13 protein-coding genes are annotated in these 16,529 nt (G+C 68.6%); 2 read left to right on the top strand and 11 right to left on the bottom strand.

Annotated features, from left to right (window positions below; genetic code table 11):
- The 5 genes from LPN03_RS18685 to LPN03_RS18665 form a co-directional block, all read right to left on the bottom strand.
- Positions 1 to 275 (bottom strand): hypothetical protein (locus LPN03_RS18685; RefSeq protein ID WP_262455463.1); only part of this gene is annotated, 275 nt, incomplete at its 3' end.
- On the bottom strand, positions 272 to 1,303 hold the full coding sequence (locus LPN03_RS18680) for a glycosyltransferase family 2 protein (RefSeq protein ID WP_262455462.1): 1,032 nt from the start codon (positions 1,301 to 1,303) through the stop codon (positions 272 to 274). The genes LPN03_RS18680 and LPN03_RS18685, both read right to left, overlap by 4 nt.
- Positions 1,304 to 1,316: 13 nt before the next feature.
- Positions 1,317 to 2,321 (bottom strand): glycosyltransferase family 2 protein, encoded by a 1,005-nt coding sequence (locus LPN03_RS18675; protein WP_262455461.1) that lies wholly within the window; start codon positions 2,319 to 2,321, stop codon positions 1,317 to 1,319.
- Between the two features lie 305 nt (positions 2,322 to 2,626).
- Positions 2,627 to 3,733: a family 16 glycosylhydrolase gene (locus tag LPN03_RS18670; protein WP_240901785.1), complete on the bottom strand. Its 1,107-nt coding sequence runs from the start codon at positions 3,731 to 3,733 to the stop codon at positions 2,627 to 2,629.
- Between the two features lie 1,060 nt (positions 3,734 to 4,793).
- Entirely contained in the window at positions 4,794 to 5,294 is a 501-nt protein-coding gene (locus tag LPN03_RS18665; RefSeq protein WP_165181565.1) for a DUF2505 domain-containing protein, read from the bottom strand.
- 173 nt (positions 5,295 to 5,467) lie between these two features.
- Here LPN03_RS18665 and mfd point away from each other — a divergent pair, with 173 nt between their 5' ends.
- Positions 5,468 to 9,130: a transcription-repair coupling factor gene (gene mfd, locus LPN03_RS18660; RefSeq protein ID WP_262455460.1), complete on the top strand. Its 3,663-nt coding sequence runs from the start codon at positions 5,468 to 5,470 to the stop codon at positions 9,128 to 9,130.
- A 126-nt stretch (positions 9,131 to 9,256) separates the two neighbouring features.
- Here mfd and LPN03_RS18655 read toward each other — a convergent pair whose 3' ends face one another.
- The 3 genes from LPN03_RS18655 to LPN03_RS18645 all read right to left on the bottom strand — a co-directional run bounded on the left by LPN03_RS18655 (position 9,257) and on the right by LPN03_RS18645 (position 11,406).
- Positions 9,257 to 9,481: a hypothetical protein gene (locus LPN03_RS18655; RefSeq protein WP_165181563.1), complete on the bottom strand. Its 225-nt coding sequence runs from the start codon at positions 9,479 to 9,481 to the stop codon at positions 9,257 to 9,259.
- Positions 9,482 to 9,565: 84 nt separating this feature from the next.
- Positions 9,566 to 10,273, bottom strand: coding sequence for a deoxyribose-phosphate aldolase (gene deoC / locus LPN03_RS18650; protein WP_262455459.1), 708 nt, complete (start codon positions 10,271 to 10,273; stop codon positions 9,566 to 9,568).
- 41 nt (positions 10,274 to 10,314) lie between these two features.
- Complete coding sequence (locus LPN03_RS18645) at positions 10,315 to 11,406, bottom strand: YeiH family protein (RefSeq protein ID WP_165181561.1); 1,092 nt, start codon at positions 11,404 to 11,406, stop codon at positions 10,315 to 10,317.
- Between the two features lie 70 nt (positions 11,407 to 11,476).
- Here LPN03_RS18645 and LPN03_RS18640 point away from each other — a divergent pair, with 70 nt between their 5' ends.
- Complete coding sequence (locus tag LPN03_RS18640; RefSeq protein WP_165181560.1) at positions 11,477 to 12,385, top strand: LysR family transcriptional regulator; 909 nt, start codon at positions 11,477 to 11,479, stop codon at positions 12,383 to 12,385.
- Here LPN03_RS18640 and LPN03_RS18635 read toward each other — a convergent pair.
- The 3 genes from LPN03_RS18635 to nirB all read right to left on the bottom strand — a co-directional run.
- Positions 12,367 to 13,572: a uroporphyrinogen-III synthase gene (locus LPN03_RS18635; protein WP_262455458.1), complete on the bottom strand. Its 1,206-nt coding sequence runs from the start codon at positions 13,570 to 13,572 to the stop codon at positions 12,367 to 12,369. The two genes, LPN03_RS18640 and LPN03_RS18635, sit on opposite strands and share 19 nt — an antisense overlap.
- An 8-nt stretch (positions 13,573 to 13,580) precedes the next feature.
- Positions 13,581 to 14,375, bottom strand: coding sequence for a uroporphyrinogen-III C-methyltransferase (gene cobA / locus LPN03_RS18630; protein ID WP_262455457.1), 795 nt, complete (start codon positions 14,373 to 14,375; stop codon positions 13,581 to 13,583).
- Positions 14,372 to 16,529: nitrite reductase large subunit NirB (gene nirB, locus LPN03_RS18625; RefSeq protein ID WP_262455456.1), on the bottom strand; the 2,158-nt coding region annotated here is incomplete at its 5' end. The genes cobA and nirB, both read right to left, overlap by 4 nt.

The raw sequence follows: 16,529 nt of genomic DNA, 5'->3' as shown, positions 1-16,529 counted from the left end.
GGCTTGGGCGATGGTTTTGCCTTAAGCTCGACGCCGGTCAGCTTGCTTGGCGCTGACACGGCGGGTGCCGCCGTGGTCGTCTTGGGCGCCGCCGTCGTAGCCGTCGCCGTCGTCGGGCTGGCCGCCGTCGGGCTTTGACTTGCTGCCGTGGTTGGCGCGGTCGCGGTGGGCGAGCCGGTGGGCGGCGGGGTGGACGCCGCGGCAGCCGTTGCGGAGGCAAGCGTCAGCGCCGCCGCCATCACAATGTTGCGGAATGTAGTTCTCTTGCTGGTCATGACGCCGCCTCCATCTTGCCGGCGCCGCGCCGCGGGGCGTGCACCGAGGCCAGCGGGCGCCGTGCCCGCTCCACCAAGTAGCCGGCCGCGGTTGCAGCCAACACGGAAAGAATGGCTCCGCTGCGCGCCAGGCCGGCAGTGCCGCCGTCGGCCAGGCTGCGGATCACTGCCTTGGGCAGCACCTCGGAGACGTAGCGGCGTTCCGGCGCCAGCCGCCGCGGTGCCCCCGGCAGCGCGGAGATTTGCGCCTTCGAGATGCCCTCGCCCCACGACCTCGCCAGCATGTAGCCCATGGTGGTGCGGGCCGCCGTGACGTGGTGCTGCACCAGCGAAGCCGGCTCGTAGACCACCCGGCCGCCCGGGCGAAGGGCCGCCGTGCGGATGCACAGCTCCGTCTCCTCGCAGCCGCGCGGGGAAGACGTGCGGCCCATGCGTTCATCGAACAGGCCGGCGTCCTCAAAGACGGAGCGGCGGAAGGACATGCTGGCGCCAATGACATTGCGGACCTGCGCGGCAACCCTCGGCAGGCCGCGGTAGGAGCAGCCCACGATCCAGTCGAGTTCGTGCGGGAAGTGGGCGGGGCGGCCGTTTTCCCAGAGCGGGTCGATTTGCCCGCCGACGGCGTACACCGCTGGATCGTCGTACAGCTCCAACTGGCGTCGGAGCCAGTCAGGGTGCGCCACGACGTCGTCGTCCAGGAAGGCCACAATCTCTCCCGTGGCCGCCAGCACGCCCGTGTTCCTGGCCCCGGAAAGGCCCTTGGCGCCGTTGTTTTCCAGCGTGTAGGCGCCCGTGACCTGGTGCAGGAGCCGCTTTTGCAGCGTCAGGTTGTGGTCCACCACAATGATGAGCTCGTGCGGGGCAACGCTTTGGGACTGGACGGAGGCGATGGCCTGCTGCAGCCAGTCCCAGCGCTCCTCCGTGTAGGCGCAGATCACCACGGTGGCCGTGGGGAGGGACGCCTTCTTGCCGGCGGGTGGTTGGGCTAGCCTTTGGACGGGCCTTTGGGCCGGCGTTTGGGGTCTCATTTCGGCATCCATCTCAGGCCCCCATCGCCGGGCGGAGCAATGGGGCGGGGTGGAGCAGTTCAGCTGGATCCGAAGGGGACCGGCTGATGTCCACCGGTAGTTCCTGGTAGTGGATCCGCTGCATGGACTCCGCCATGGCCCCCGCCGTGGGCGAATCCCAGGCCGACCACTCCCGCACCAAGGTGTGGAGCACGCGCCAGCCGTCCCGGAAGGTGCGCAGGTTGGAGTTTCCGGAGAGCCGGTTCCATTCGTGCGTGGGGACTTCGGCTATGCGCAGGCCCGCCAGCGATGCGCGGACCGCCAGTTCAGTCTCGATTTCAAAGCCGCTGGACGAGAGTTCCAGGAGGGGCAGGCATTGGCGGCGCAGTCCCACGTACCCGTAGCAAAGGTCGGAGAAATGGCGGTGGCAGGCGGCGTTGGCCAGGCCCGTGAGCGCCCGGTTGCCTTGTCCGCGGAGCCACGTGAGGTCATCCGAGGTGCCGCCGGTGAGGTAGCGGGAGCCCTTGACGAAGTCGAAACCGCTGCTCAGCAACGCTGTATACCAGCCGATTTCGCCCGGGTCCATGCTGCCGTCGCCGTCGATCATCACTATGAGATCCCCGGTGCTGGCGGCGAAGCCGGCGCGGATGGCGGCGCCCTTGCCCTTCTCGGGTTCAAGGACAATCTCCACGCTGGGCCGCACGGCGCGGGCCACCTCAACGGTGTCATCCTCGGAGCGGCCGTCCACAATGAGCACCTGGTCCACGAAATCCGGGATGCGGCGCAGCACCCATGGCAGGTTGCGGGCCTCATTGAGGGTGGGGATCACCAGGCTGACGGATGGATGTCGTCCGGTGGTGTGGGCGGCGGCCAGGTCTTGGCGCCACTCGTTATGCTCCCAGCGGGCGTCATCCCACTGGTCCTTGTTGGCATGGTCTTGATGGCCCTGGTCCTGATGTCCATGGTCCTGATGTCCATGGTCCGGGTGCCCATGGCTGGGCACGGTTTTGGCGGCTGGTGTTGGCCCCAAATATGTCATTGCTTCCTCCACGTTAAGCGGAAGGACACTGCGGTCCCGGATGGGGCTGCGTGTCCCTTGCCGGGGGCTGCATCCCAGTGGCGGCCGGCGGCAATGATATTAAGAAACGAAGACCTTGGAGAGACCTTGCTGACACCGAACTGAAGAGCGTTCTTCCAGTGTTTTCCCTTTGTTTCACTGGCGTTTTCTTCAGCGGCTAGGCCTAGAGTACGCCGCGGCCGGACAGCAAGAAGCGCTGCGGCCTACTTGACTTGGCCGCAGCGCTACTTGTTTTTTTGCTTGTTTTACGTGGGTGGCAGGTGGTGCTACTTGTACACGCGGACCCAATCCACCTGCATCTGCGACGGGGCAGTGGCCGCGCCGCTGGGGAACCAGTCCAGCTGCAGTGTCTGGTGCATGCCGTTGTCGGGCTGGTGGGACGGATCGGTGTCGGTGAACGTCTTGACGCCGTCAATGTAGCCGGTGATGGAGGTGGGGGTCCACTCCACGGCGTAGTTGTGCCACTGGGTGGTGTCAACCGTGGTGGCGGTGGTGGTCTGGAAGTTGGAGCCGCCGCACGCGTAGTGCAGGAAGAACTTCATCTTCGTGGTCTCTTCATTGCCCTCGGCGTAGTCGATCTCCGCACACTTGTTCGTGGTGTTGTTGTTGGGCCACAGGATCAGCACGGGGTGGTACTGCGGGTCCCGGGCGTTGGTGCGCATCCGGGTTTCCCAGCGCCCGTACTTTTGCTGGGCAAACTTGGCCGACATGCCTCCGGTGTTCCCGGCTGAGTCGCCCTTGACCGTTGCCACTCCGTTGGCTACGGACCAGGCCGACGGCGTGCGCGTGCCGTTGCCCGCGTGGCCGGCGCTGTTGTACACGCTCCACCTGGTGGAGTCGGGGGCGCCTGTGTAGTTGAACTCGTCGCCGGCCACAACGGAGCCCCAGCCGAATTTGGCGGCGGCCGTGGTTCCGTCACCCGACGGTGCAGGGGCAGGCAGGGTAATGGGGTTGGTGATCGGGGCCGTGCTCGGGCTGGGACTTGAGGTGGGGCTCGGAGCCGGCGCTGTGCTCGGTGAGGGGCTGGGAGCCGCCGTGGGGCTGGTAGTGGGCTGCGGCGTCGTGCTTGGCGTGGGCGACGGCGTGGCGGAGGGGCTGGGCTTTGCCGTGGGCTTGGCTGTGTGCTTTTCCGTGCGATCCCGTCCTTCCGTGCGGTCGTCGGACTTGTGGGTCGACTTGTGCACTGATGAGTGTACCGAGGCGAGCTCGGCGGAGGGGGCGCTTGCCAGTGAGGCGGTAGTTGCGATGCCGCAACCGGTCAGGGCCAGGGCGCCGACCGTCAGGATCATGAGTGTTTTGCGGCCTGGTGCCTTGCGGGCGTTTGTGCTTGTCGGCGCGTCGTTGCGGTGGGCAGGGATGTGCTTAAAGGGCATGGATCTCCCGGGTTGGGACGCAGCTGTCTTGTAGCGGCGTGCTGGGGGCGTGCTTCGGTGCGGCAGCAATGCGTCCGGCTGGAGAACCCCCAGGCTCTCGGCGAACGCGGCCGCCGACGCAAGTGCAGGTGCCCGGACTGTGCCGGACGCTCTTGGGAGACCGATAAACACGTTACCCGAAAGGAGGCCCAGATAACAAAACGGTAACGGTGCACGGCGTGTCGGGGGGGCCGGGGCGGTGACGGCCGTCCGGCACGTGAGTCAGCAGCGATGGCGACTTAGACGTTGGCTAAGTCGCCATCGCTGCGAACTGATCGGCGTGGAAGAGCCTCCACCTCGCCATTGTTGGTTTGGTGGTGCAGCTCCTGCGGGTTGGGGGCTGTGTCGGGGTTTGGTGGTGCAGCTCCTGCGGGTTGGGCGCCGAAATGGTCGCAGGAGCTGCACCACCGATTGTCATGGACCCAATTTGTGCACCCCGACGGCCGCCCTGCACGTGCGTCGGCCCGTGAGTCAGCAGGGATGGCGACTTAGCCCAGGTCTACGTCGCCATCGCTGCGAACTGACCGCCGGGTCAGTGCCTCCACCTCGTCATTATGGATTCGGTGGTGCAGCTCCTGCGGGTTGGGGGCCGTGTCGGGGTTTGGTGGTGCAGCTCTTGCGGGTTGGGCGCCGGAATGGTCGCAGGAGCTGCACCGCCGGTTGTCATGGACCCAATTTGTGCACTCTGACGGCCCCCCACCACGCGAGTCAGCAGGGATGGCGACTTAGCCCAGGTCTAAGTCGCCATCGCTGCGAACTGACCGCCGTGGAAGAGCTGTGGGATTCGACTGTACATTTCTGGCGATCCAGGGGCCGGCCCTGTCGCCGTATATGTACACTCGGCGGAAGGTGGGCCTGTCGGGTCAGTGCCGTGGACGAGCCGTGGGATTCGAGAGTACATCTCTGGCGATCTGGCGGGCCGCCCTGTCGCCGTATATGTACACTCGGCAAACCTGGGCGGACCTATGTACACTCGGCGAACGTGGGCCGAATAAGCCGGACTCAGGGCCAGCCGTACACGTCAGGGGTGTTCGTTCAACCATTCCTGGGCCAGGGTGGCCTGCAGGTTCAGCGCCTTGCCGATGACGGGCTCGGCCGCGCCGGCAATCTTCGCGCCCAGGAACGGAATGGACGACTTCACCTCGCCCGTGAGCTCCACCAGCGTGGACTCCCCGGAGACGGAGAGCTTCTGCACGGCCGTGACGTCCAGCGGAGCCTTGGCCACGGTGAGCGTGATGCGGTTGCTGCGTGAACCGTCGGCGGCCGGGGCGTCCCATTCCTCCAGCTGCGTGACGGTCAGGGTGTCGCCCACCACCTTGCGGGCAATGTCGGGCATGCGCGTGGTGGGCAGGGTGCGCACGGTCTTGGTGGTGAACGCGCCGGTGGTGGGGCCGCTGATCTCGTAGGACTTCAGCTCGCCGCCCACCGTGAAGCTGACGTGCTTGATGAATTCTTCGTTCGTGAAGACGTCCGTGACGCGCTGGGCCGGGGCGGAAAGGGTGGTCGAAGCGGCGAGTGCCATGGTTCCTCCGAAGGGGTTTGGGGCGGGGAGCAGCTCTTAGAATACCCTGACGCGCCGTGCCCGGAGTAAGCTGGGGACGTCCCGGCATTCATTGTGAATTCCGGGTTTTCGTGCTGTTCACGTGCCATTCGCCAGCCCCCGCGGCGCCGCCGTTTCAAGGAGAATTTCAGCCCATGAGTCTTGCAGGCCTGCGCCTTGCCCTGGCCGAGGACCCCATTTTTGCCCGGGTCCGCACCTATGCCTCCGCCGATCCCGCACAGCGCAGCACCGACCTGTCCTTCAGCGCGCCCTCCGGCATGCGCCCGGTGCTGCTCGCCGAACTGGCCGACGGGCTCGCTGAAGCCGGGGCACACGGTGGGGGACCCGGCGTCGTGCTGGCCGTGACCGCCACGGGCCGCGAGGCCGAGGACACCGTGGCCGCCCTCCGCTCCTTCCTGCCCGAGGCCGCCGTGGCCGAGTTCCCCAGCTGGGAAACCCTCCCGCATGAACGCCTCTCACCGCGCTCCGACACCGTGGGCCGCCGCCTGGCCGTGCTGCGCCGCCTGGCCCATCCCGAGTACGACGCCGGCACCCACCTTCGCGTTGTTGTGGCACCTATCCGTGCGGTGGTCCAGCCGATTGTGGCCGGCCTGGGCGAGCTGGTGCCGGTCCGCGTCAAGGTGGGCGAGGAGGTCCCGTTCACGGAGCTGGTCCAACGGCTGGCCGACGCCGCCTACGCGCGCGTGGACATGGTCACGCACCGCGGCGAATTTGCCGTGCGCGGCGGCATTTTGGACGTGTTCCCGCCCACCGAAAACCACCCCATCCGGATCGAATTTTTCGGCGATGAGGTGGAGGCCATGCGCTGGTTCTCCATTGCCGACCAGCGCTCGCTGCACTCGGTCAAGGGCGAGGTGGCCCAGCCCACCGAGCTCTACGCGCCGCCGTGCCGTGAAATTCTCATCACGCCCACCGTCATGGGCCGGGCCGCGAAACTGAAGAACAGCATGCCCGCGGCGGTCGCAATGCTGGAAAAAATTGCCGGCGGCATTGCCGTGGAGGGCATGGAATCGCTGGCTCCGGCGCTGGTGGACGGCATGGTGCCGCTGGCCTCGCTGTTCCCGGCCGGGTCCATCGCCGTGCTGCTGGAGCCGGAAAAGGTCCGGGCCCGCGCTCACGACCTCGAATCCACCAACGAGGAATTCCTGGAGGCCGCCTGGTCCACCGCGTCCGACGGTGGCACGGCCCCGCTGGACCTCGCATCCCAGGGGCTTGCCGCCCAGGGCATCAACCTGGACGCCGCCTCCTTTAAGTCCCTGGCCGAGACCCGCTCCGCCGCCCTGGAGCACGGCGTGGGGTGGTGGTCCATCACGTCCCTGGCCCAGGACGACGAACTGGTCCTGGACGTCGATTCCGTCAACCTCCACGCCCGGGAACCGCGCGGCTACCGCGGGGATGTGGCCGAAATGATGGAGTTCATCGGCTCCCGCGTGAAGGACCAGTGGCGCGTGGTGGTGGCCACCGAGGGCCCCGGACCCGCCCAGCGCCTGGCCGAGCTGTTCCACGAAGCCAACATCCCGGCGTCGCGCGTGGAATCGCTGGCCGAGAGGCCGCAGCCGGGCATCATTGAGGTGACGACGGCGGACGTGGGCCGCGGCTTTGTGCTTGACTCGCTCAAGCTGGGCCTGTTGACCGAGGCCGACCTGCTGGGGCGGGCCTCGGCGGTCTCCACCAAGGACATGCGCAAGCTGCCCTCGAAGCGGCGCAACGTGGTGGACCCGCTGCAGCTGCACGCTGGCGACTTCGTGGTGCATGAACAGCACGGCGTGGGCAAGTTTGTGGAGCTGATCCAGCGGAAGGTGGCCGGGGTTTCGACAGGCTCAACCGCCGGCGGGGTGGGGCTGCGCGAATACCTGGTCCTCGAATACGCGCCGTCAAAGCGCGGGGCGCCGGGGGACAGGCTGTTTGTGCCCACCGACCAGCTGGACCAGGTGACGGCCTACGTGGGCGGGGACGCGCCGTCGTTGTCCAAGATGGGCGGATCGGACTGGGCGGCGACCAAGTCCAAGGCGCGCAAGGCGGTGAAGGAAATTGCGGCCGACCTGATCCGGCTGTACTCGGCGCGCATGGCGTCCAAGGGGCACGCGTTCGGGCCGGACACGCCCTGGCAGGCCGAGCTGGAGGAGGCGTTCCCGTACGTGGAGACGCCGGACCAGCTCATCGCCATCAACGAGGTCAAGGCGGACATGGAGAAGGAAGTGCCCATGGACCGCCTGATTTCCGGCGACGTGGGCTACGGCAAGACCGAAATCGCCGTCCGCGCCGCGTTCAAGGCCGTGCAGGACGGCAAGCAGGTGGCTGTGCTGGTGCCCACCACGCTGCTGGCGCAGCAGCACTATGAGACGTTCAACGAGCGCTTTTCCGGCTTCCCCATCCGGGTGCGGCCGCTTTCGCGGTTCCAGACGGGCAAGGAATCCAAGGAAATCATGGACGGCGTGCGCTCCGGCGCCGTGGACGTGGTGATCGGCACGCACCGGCTGCTGTCCAAGGACTTTGGCTTCAAGGACCTGGGCCTGGTGATTGTGGACGAGGAACAGCGCTTCGGCGTGGAGCACAAGGAGGCGCTGAAGAAGATGCGCACCAATGTGGATGTGCTGGCCATGAGCGCCACGCCCATCCCGCGCACGCTGGAAATGTCCATGACGGGCATTCGCGAAACGTCCACGCTGGCCACCCCGCCGGAGGAGCGGCACCCCGTCCTGACGTACGTCGGCGGGTACACGGACAAGCAGGTGGCCGCCGCGATCCGGCGCGAACTGATGCGCGAAGGCCAGGTTTTTTATGTGCACAACCGGGTTAAATCCATTGACCGCACCGCCGCGCACATCCAGCAGCTGGTGCCGGACGCCCGGATTGCCGTGGCGCACGGGCAGATGTCCGAGTCCCGGCTGGAGCAGATCATCGTGGACTTCTGGGAGAAGCGCTTTGACGTGCTGGTGTGCACCACCATCATCGAGACCGGCCTGGACATCTCCAACGCCAACACCCTGATCGTGGAGCAGGCCAACAACTACGGCCTGGCCCAGCTGCACCAGCTGCGCGGGCGTGTGGGCCGCGGCCGCGAACGGGCGTATGCCTACTTCCTCTACCCGGCGGACAAGCCGCTGGGTGAGGTGGCGCTGGAGCGGCTCAAGGCCGTGGCGGCCCACAACGAGCTCGGGGCGGGCATGGCGCTGGCCATGAAGGACCTGGAGATCCGCGGCGCCGGCAACCTGCTGGGCGGGGAGCAGTCCGGCCACATCCAGGGCGTGGGTTTTGACCTGTACATCCGCCTGGTGGGCGAGGCCGTGGCTTCGTTCCGGGGTGAGGGCGAGGACCGGGTGGCGGAGATGAAGATTGAGCTGCCCGTCAACGCGCACCTCCCGCACGACTACGTGCCGGGGGAGCGCCTGCGCCTGGAGGCGTATAGGAAGCTGGCGGCCGCGGTGTCGCTGGTGGAGATCGACGACGTCGTGGCCGAGCTGGTGGACCGCTACGGCGAGCTGCCCCCGGCCGCCGTGAACCTGATTGCCGTGGCCCGGTTCAAGGTCCACGCACGCGCCGCGGGCCTGTCCGATGTGGCGCTGCAGGGCAACTTCATCAAGTTTGCGCCGGCGGACCTGCCTGAGTCCAAGCAGATGCGCCTGAACCGCATGTACCCGGGGTCCATGGTGAAGCCCGCGCTGAATGCGATCCTGATCCCCAAGCCGAAGACGGCCCGGGTTGGCGGCCGCGACCTGGCCGACGCCGAGGTGCTTTCGTGGGCGGAGGGCGTGCTGGAGGCGATTTTTGAGGTGGTCCCTGCGCCGGCGCCGTAGGACTGTGGCGGGGCCGGCGGGTGCCGCCGTCGTGCATTAAAAAAACTGTGCGTCAGAAACTGCAGCGATTCGGCGGAAAACTAGCCAAATCCGTGCACTTTCTGACGCACAGTTGGGGAGAAGGGGTTACTCTCCGGCAGAGTCCGAGCGGCCGATCCACGTCAGCGGGATGACCAGGGCAAGGAACACGCAGGCAAACGCGATGATGCCGGGGATGAACGCGTGCTCGGGGGTTTCCAGGCTCCAGAACGACATGGCGAAAATGCCGCCAACGAACAGGCCAAAGAAAATAACAAACATGATGACGGACTGCGCAAGGTTGTTCTCGCGACGGTAGCTGCCGTTGGACACGGTTCCTCCTAACCCCAAAAACGGGGATCCTGGTGGGTGCACCGGACGTCCGGCACTCTGATCTACCACCGATCTTAGTACGTTTTAGTAGGAGCCCGTGCCCTGCGCGCCGGTGACAATGGCGATCCCGGAGCTGGTGCCGATGCGGGTGGCGCCGGCGGCGATCATTTCCTCGGCCTTTTCGCGGCTGCGGACTCCGCCGGAGGCCTTGACGCCGATGTTCGGGCCCACCGTCTGGCGCATCAGGGCCACGTCCTGCGCCGTGGCGCCCCCGCCGTTGAAGCCCGTGGAGGTCTTGACGTAGTCCGCCCCGGCCTCGACGGCGGCCTGGCACGCCAGCACCTTCTCCGCGTCGCTGAGCAGCGAGGTTTCAATGATGACCTTCAGCAGGGATTCCTCGCCGTGGACCACCTCGGCGACGGCGGAGATGTCGTTCACCAGGGTCTCCTTGTCGAGGGCGCGGGCGGCGGCAATGTTGATGACCATGTCCACCTCGTCGGCACCGTCCATGGTGGCTCCGCGGGCCTCGAACACCTTCACGTCCGTGTTGTTCGCGCCGAGCGGGAATCCGACCACGGCGCAGGTGAGCACGCCCGTCCCGCGCAGGGCACGCTTGGCGGTTTCCACCCAGAGCGGGTTGACGCAGACCGACTTGAAGTGGTGTTCGGCGGCTTCCTTGCAGAGCTGGAGGATGTCCGCCTCGGACGCTTCGGGCTTGAGGAGCGTGTGGTCGATGTAGGCGGCGAGCCCGGTGCTGGCATCCTGGGGTGTGGATGAGGCGTGCGGCGTCATTGGTGTGCCCTTCCTGTGGGTGGTCAGTTGCATCAATGGTGTCACACCGGGCGGCCGAAAATCAGCACGCCTCCCAGCGCCAGCCCGGCAACCCACACGGTGGAGATGGCCGCCAGGACAAACGGCCGGAAGCCCACGGCCAGCAGCGACTTCACGTGCACGCCGGTGCCAAGGGCGAACATGGCCGCGGCCAGCAGGAAGTTCTGCCCCGTCTTGGACCAGTCCAGCGCCACGGGGGGCAGCCAGCCGCTGGCACGCAGGGCCATCATGAGGATGAAGCACAGCACAAAAAGCGGCATGATGGGAGGCTTGCGCGCAGTGTCCGACGCTCCCATGGACCGGCGCCGCTGGACGCTGATGACTGCCATGACGGGGGCCAGCATGAGGACGCGGGCCAGCTTGACTATCACGGCGATGCCGAGGGCCGCGCCGCCGATGGTCCCGCCGGCCGCCACCACCTGCGCCACTTCGTGGATGGAACCGCCCGCCCACAGGCCGGCGTCGTAGTTGCCCAGTCCCAGCAGGGCCGCGGCAGCGGGCACCACGGGGATCATGAGCGTCCCAAAAATCACCACCAGCGCGACGGCGGTCATCACCTCACGGCGTTCCTTCGTTTCAATGACACCGTCGACGGCGGCCACCGCGGCCGCGCCGCAAATGGAGAAGCCGCAGGCAATCAGCAGCCGCTGGGTGGGGCCGATCCCCAGCCACTTTCCCACCAGCAGGGTACCCGTGATGCCCAGGCCAACAATGCACACCACCACCAGGATCATGCCGGGGCCCAGGGAGAGCACATCGGACACCAGCAGCTGGTAGCCAAGCAGCACGACGCCGGCGCGCAGCAGGGTTTTCGCGGCGTAGTTGAGGCCGGGCGTCAGCACCGCCGGGAGGGGGACGAAGTTGCGCAGCAGGACCCCGATGATGATGGCGATCAGGAGGGTGCTGGCACCGGGCCACAGGGAGGCGATGGTCAGGGCTGCCGCGGCGGCCGTGGCGGCAACGGCCAGCCCGGGCGCCAGGGACTTCCAGCGTGCCGGCCCCCATGAGCGGAGGAAGGTGCCGAACCGGGAGACGATCCGCTCCAGAGGTGAGGGCAGGGCGGCATCAATGTGTTTAAGTTCCTGGGTGGTCATGTATCCATGGTTTCCCGGAAGCCGCCGTCGCGATAGCCGCCAAAACGGGATGGAGGTATATCGTTTTGATATGAGCACACGCTGGCCCGATCCCGCCGCCCTGGAACTGCTGGTCGCCGTCGCCGAGCAGGGAAGCCTCAGTGCCGCCGCACGGAGCGTTGCCATGGCCCAGCCCAACGCCAGCCGTGCCATGGCCAGGCTGGAACATGAACTGGGCGTGGCGCTGCTGGACCGGTCCGCCTCGGGGTCCCGGCTGACCGACGCCGGCCGGGCGCTGCTGCCGGAGGCCCGGGCCGTGGTGGCGGGCATCCGCGGGCTGCTGCATTCGGCCGGATTGCTCGGCGCGGCGAAAAACAGCCACCTGCACGTGGGGGCCAGCCTGACGGTGGCCGAATACCTGATGCCGGGCTGGCTCACGGCCTTCAGGCGCAGCCACCCCGAAACCCTGGTGGAACTGGATGTGGAAAACTCCCGCCACATCTTTGAGCAGGTTGCCCAGGGGAGCGCCGACGTCGGCTTTGTCGAGTCCCCCACCATCCCCTCCGGGCTCCGCCGCATGGTGGTGGCCGCCGACCGGCTGGTGGTGGTGGTGGCCCCCGACCATCCCTGGGCCCGGCGCGGAACCCCGCTTTCGGCGCACGAGCTGGCGGCGGCAGAACTGGTGGTCAGGGAAGCCGGCTCGGGGACCCGGACGGCATTGGAGGGGGCCCTGCGCGGGCATGCCCAGCTGGCCCCCGCCCTGGAACTTCGCAGCAACCCGGCCGTGCTGATCGCCGTTACGGCGGGCGCCGGGGCGGCCGTGCTGAGCGACTTTGCCGTGCGCGCCGGCGTCGAACGCGGTGAACTGGTGGAAGTGCCGGTGGCCGGCGTCAAGCTGGACCGGCGCATCCGGGCCGTCTGGAAGGGGCCGCGCGTGCTGGCCGGGCCCGCCGGCGAACTGGTGGCGCTCGCCGGGTCGGGCTACACCCGGAGCCGGTAGCCGCGCTTGACCACCGTCTCCACCACGGTGGGGTCGGGGAGCGCGGCGCGCAGGCGGCTGACGGCCATGTGCAGGGCGTTGTCGGATTCACCCGGGCCCAGCTCGGCAGCCAGTTCGGCGTGCGACCGCACCGCACCTCCCGCCGCCATCAGGGCCCGCAGCAGGTGGAGCGGCGCAGGCGCCAGCGGCACCGGGATGCCGCCGGCCAGCAGCACGCTGCCACGCACCTCCAGCAGCCCGGCGCCGGTTTCCACGCGCAGCGAACCGGCCGCCTCAAGGTGCTCGCACACCAGCCGGATCAGCGCGCCCATCCGGAACCGCTCGGGCACCAGGGGCGTGATCCCCGCCGCCAGCAGCGGTGCGGCCGTGACGGGCCCGACGGCGGCGCTTACCACCGCGGCCTGCCCGCCAGCTGCGGTGGCCGGGTTGGCAGGGGCGCCCGGCGCCGCCCCCCGCAGCGCGCCTGGCCCTGGCGGGGCTCCCAGCTCCGACCCCCGCAGCGCGGCCAGAAATTCAGCACCCCGGCCGGACTCGGCGGCCGCACTCAGCACGGCGTCGGCGGCGGGTGCGCTGGTGAACGTGATGACGTCCAGCTCACGGTCGGCAACGGCGTCGATCAACTGGGACAGCCTGTCCCCGGATTCGGCATTGACCCAGCGGTACGGCGTCACCGTCAGCAGGTCTGCGCCGGCGTCGCGCAGCCGGGCCAGGGCGGCAACGTCCGTGAAACCGTGGACCTGGACGGCCACCGTCTTGCCGCGCACCCCGGCGGCCACCACCATGTCGGTCAGTGCCGCCGTGGTCTCATCCGCACTGATGCCGGCGTCGTCCAGCCCGGCGGCACGCACGGCACCGCGCGCCTTGGGCCCGCGCACGTAGATGTCCGCCCGGGCCAGCACGGCCAGCAGTTCCTCCCCGCGCCCGGCGGCGTCCGCAGCTTCGCACCAGCGCCGCATCCCATACGCCGTGGTGACCAGCACGATGTCTGGCGCAGCCTCGATGACGGCGGCAATCTCAGCGAGCAGCACCTCATCGTCCGCCACGGGGGCGATCCGCAGCGCCGGCGCATGCAAAACCCGGGCGCCGCGCCGTTCCAGGGCCTCGATGAGGTCCCCGGCGCGCCGGTGTGCGGTCACCCCGATCCGGTATCCCTGCAGCGGCAGGGCTGTGGCTGGCGAACGGTTCATGGGCTCCTTCAAGCGCGCTTCAGGCTTTCGTGCACGCAGCCCGGCAGAAAGTCCGCCACCGGCAGGCCGCCGCTGTGCGCCAGGGCCACCACGTCCCCAATGACAATCACCGCGGGATTGCGGCAGGCCGACGACGCGCTGACAATGCTACCCAGCGTGGCCGTGGTGGTGCGCTGCGTGTTACTGAAACCGCGTTCGACGACGGCCACCGGCGTAACATTCGACAGTCCCGCCAGGCGCAACCCGGCCACCAGGGAAGGCAGCGTGCCGATGCCCATGAGCACCACGATGGTCCCGCCCAGCCCGGCCAGGTGCCGGTATTCGTGCGGTTCCAGGGGTGCGTGGCCGGACACCACCGTGAACAGGTGGCTGACATTGCGGTGCGTCACGGGGATTCCCGCGGCGCCCGGCACCGAGATGGCGCTGGAGACGCCCGGCACCACCGTGACCGGGATGCCGGCCGCCACTGCCGCGGCCAGTTCCTCCCCTCCGCGGCCAAACACGAACGGGTCCCCGCCCTTGAGCCGGACCACATGCAGCCCCGCCCGGGCGCCGTCGATCATGCGCACCTGGATTTCCTGCTGCGGGACCCGGTGGTGCCCCGGCGTCTTGCCCACGTCCACAAAGGTCGCGTGCGGGGCCAGCTCCGCCAGGTCCCGGGTGGGTCCCAGCCGGTCAAAATAGACCACGTCAGCCGTGGCCAGGGCGCGCACGGCCCGGACGGTGAGCAGGTCCGCCGGGCCGGGACCGCCGCCCACCAGGGTGATGCGGCCGGCGCGGCGGGTGCGGGTGCGCGTCATCATGGTGCTCCTGCCTTTTCCTGCTCGGTTGCGGGGCGGATCTGGCCGCGTTCGGGCACAAACGTGATGCCGTCGTCGGCCGCATCGGGGGCGTTGATGAAGGGCCGGAACCGCCGGAGCCGTTCGGGGTCGGCCAGGGTGGCGGCCCATTCGTCCTCATAGTTCTCCACGTGCAGCGCCATGGCCGCCTCGAGGTCCGCGGCGATGCCCAGGGAGTCGTTCACCACCACGTCCACCACGTGCGCCAGGCCGCCGTCGAGCTCTTCCTGCCAGCGGGCGGTGCGCTGGAGCCTGTCGGCGGTGCGGATGTAGTACATGAGGTAGCGGTCGATGTAGCTGATGAGCGTGGCATCGTCGAGGTCCTTGGCGAGCAGCTGCGCGTGGGCCGGGGTGGCGCCGCCGTTGCCGCCCACGTACAGGTTCCAGCCGTCCGCGGTGGCGATCACGCCCACGTCCTTGCCGCGGGCCTCGGCGCATTCGCGGGCACAGCCGGAGACGCCCAGCTTGATCTTGTGCGGGCTGCGCAGTCCCCGGTAGCGCAGTTCCAGCGCGATGGCCATGCCCACCGAGTCCTGCACGCCGAAGCGGCACCAGGTGGAGCCCACACACGATTTCACGGTGCGCAGCGACTTCCCGTAGGCCTGCCCGGACTCCATGCCGGCGTCGATCAGGACCTTCCAGATGGCCGGCAGCTGTTCCAGCCGGGCGCCGAACAGGTCGATCCGCTGGCCGCCGGTGATCTTCGTGTAGAGGCCGTACTGCTGGGCGACGGCGGCAATCACGGCCAGTTTCTCCGGCGTGATTTCGCCGCCCGGAATGCGCGGGACCACGGAGTAGCTGCCGTCCTTTTGCATGTTGGCCAGCGCGCGGTCATTGGTGTCCTGCAGGGTGCCGCGGCCGGCGTCGAGCACGTATTCGCTGTGCTGGCTGGCCAGGATCGAGGCCACGGTGGGCTTGCAGATGTCGCAGCCGCGGCCCGTCCGGGCAGTCTCGTCGGCGCCAAACCGGGCCAGGATGGCCGGGAAGCTGCGCAGTTCCAGCGCGCCCACGGCCTCGAAAAGTTCCGCCCGGGTCATCGCGAAGTGCTCGCACAGGGCCTTGGAGACGGAGATCCCGGACTTGGCGAGTTCGGCCTCCATGAGCTTTTTCACCAGCGGCACGCAGGAGCCGCACTGGGTGCCGGCGCGCGTGCAGGCCTTCAGCCCGGGCAGGTCCCGGACCGGATCGGCGCCGTCGCAGCTGCCGCAGCCGTTGACGGCGTCCCGGATGCTGCCCGCGGAGATGTTGTTGCAGGAGCACAGGATGGCGTCATCGGGAAGTTCGACGCCGGGCGCCTCGCCCCCGCCGGCCGCCGACAGGAACGCCCCCGGCTCGGCAGGCAGCTCCCGGCCCAGCAGCGGGCGCAGGCTGGTGTAGGGCGTTGCGTCGCCCACGAAGATGCCGCCCAGCAGGGTTTTCGCGTCGGGGCTCGTGACGATCTTTTGGTAGACGCCGCGGGCGGGGTCCGCATAGACCACTTCCAGGCTGTCCTGCGTTTGCGCGAAGGCGTCGCCGAAGCTGGCCACGTCCACGCCGGAGAGCTTCAGCTTGGTGGCCGTGTCAAAGCCGGGAAACGTTGCGGTGCCGCCGTGCAGCCGGTCCGCCACGATTTCCGCCATGGTGTTCGCGGGGGCCACGAGTCCCATGCAGCTGCCGCCGAAGCTGGCCACCTCGCCGATGGCCCAGACTCCGGGGACGCCCGTGGCGCAGGCCGCGTCAATTTCCACGCCGCCGCGCGGGCCCAGGGTGAAACCGTGGGCGGCATTCCCGTGTTGGTCCCGGGCCAGTTCGTCGCGGGGCCGCACGCCCACGGCGGACACCACCAGCTCGGCGGCGACCACGGCGCCACTGGCCAGGCGCACCCCGGTGACCTGGCCGGCGTCGCCCATCTCTATCGCCTCGGGGTAGCTGCCGGTGGTGGCGCGGATGCCCTTGGCAGCGGCCAGGCGGCCCAGCGCCTGCCCGGCGCCCTCGTCCAGCTGGGCGTTCATGAGCCAGCCGCTGCCGTTGATGACGGTGGCGTCCGCGCCGAGCTTCATGAGCCCGGCGGCGGCCTCCAGGCCCAGCAGGCCCCCGCCGATGACGGCGGTTTTGACCGGCCTGCCGAGGGCTGCGGCA

This window comes from Arthrobacter sp. A2-55 (assembly GCF_025548615.1).
GTDB lineage: Bacteria > Actinomycetota > Actinomycetes > Actinomycetales > Micrococcaceae > Specibacter > Specibacter silviterrae.
Note: the sequence above shows the minus strand (reverse complement) of the source record. Positions and strands in the feature narration are given on the sequence as shown.

What these genes read in the sequence shown, in the direction of transcription:
- LPN03_RS18680 (WP_262455462.1), bottom strand. Translation starts at nt 1,303, where the DNA reads ATGAGACCCCAAACGCCGGCCCAAAGGCCCGTCCAAAGGCTAGCCCAA.
- mfd (WP_262455460.1), top strand. Translation starts at nt 5,468, where the DNA reads ATGAGTCTTGCAGGCCTGCGCCTTGCCCTGGCCGAGGACCCCATTTTT.
- LPN03_RS18665 (WP_165181565.1), bottom strand. Translation starts at nt 5,294, where the DNA reads ATGGCACTCGCCGCTTCGACCACCCTTTCCGCCCCGGCCCAGCGCGTC.
- LPN03_RS18640 (WP_165181560.1), top strand. Translation starts at nt 11,477, where the DNA reads ATGAGCACACGCTGGCCCGATCCCGCCGCCCTGGAACTGCTGGTCGCC.
- LPN03_RS18675 (WP_262455461.1), bottom strand. Translation starts at nt 2,321, where the DNA reads ATGACATATTTGGGGCCAACACCAGCCGCCAAAACCGTGCCCAGCCAT.
- deoC (WP_262455459.1), bottom strand. Translation starts at nt 10,273, where the DNA reads ATGACGCCGCACGCCTCATCCACACCCCAGGATGCCAGCACCGGGCTC.
- LPN03_RS18670 (WP_240901785.1), bottom strand. Translation starts at nt 3,733, where the DNA reads ATGCCCTTTAAGCACATCCCTGCCCACCGCAACGACGCGCCGACAAGC.
- LPN03_RS18635 (WP_262455458.1), bottom strand. Translation starts at nt 13,572, where the DNA reads ATGAACCGTTCGCCAGCCACAGCCCTGCCGCTGCAGGGATACCGGATC.
- cobA (WP_262455457.1), bottom strand. Translation starts at nt 14,375, where the DNA reads ATGATGACGCGCACCCGCACCCGCCGCGCCGGCCGCATCACCCTGGTG.
- LPN03_RS18645 (WP_165181561.1), bottom strand. Translation starts at nt 11,406, where the DNA reads ATGACCACCCAGGAACTTAAACACATTGATGCCGCCCTGCCCTCACCT.